Raw genomic sequence first — 429 nt, forward strand, 5'->3', positions numbered from 1 at the left:
CGCGCACCTCGGGCCGGGCCCATTTGACGATGGGCGGCAAGCCGATATCCAGCGAGCCCAACCCTGCCACTACCCCGCCGGAGCCGCAGCGCATCAGTTCTTCGCTGGCGGCGACCTTGGCGAACAGGTCACCTTCGTGGCTGCCTCCAAGGGCTTCGGGGTAACCGATGCCCAGGATCCCCGCCGCGCCGGCCTTGAGGTACAGCTCCCGGGGGAAGCTTTCAGCTTCCTCCCACTGCTCGATGCCCGGCAACATCTCTCGCTCGACGAAACGACGCACGCTGTCGCGGACCAATTGGTGGCTGGGGTCGAAGTATTCCTGATAGGCAGACATCGGCAAGCTCCACGGGACGGTAGAGCGAACTTACCAAGCGCTTGCTTGGTTATCAAGCAAGAGGAAAGACTCGTGAACGCCACAAAACAAATGTG

At 62.2% G+C, this 429-nt stretch carries 1 protein-coding gene; it reads right to left on the minus strand.

Going from position 1 to position 429, the window contains the following annotated elements; genetic code table 11:
• A partial coding sequence (locus tag HX846_RS37985) for an acyl-CoA dehydrogenase family protein (RefSeq protein WP_178967553.1) occupies window positions 1-334 on the minus strand: 334 nt, incomplete at its 3' end.
• Window positions 335-429: the final 95 nt, after the last annotated feature.

Source organism: Pseudomonas sp. K5002 (assembly GCF_013386655.1).
GTDB lineage: Bacteria > Pseudomonadota > Gammaproteobacteria > Pseudomonadales > Pseudomonadaceae > Aquipseudomonas.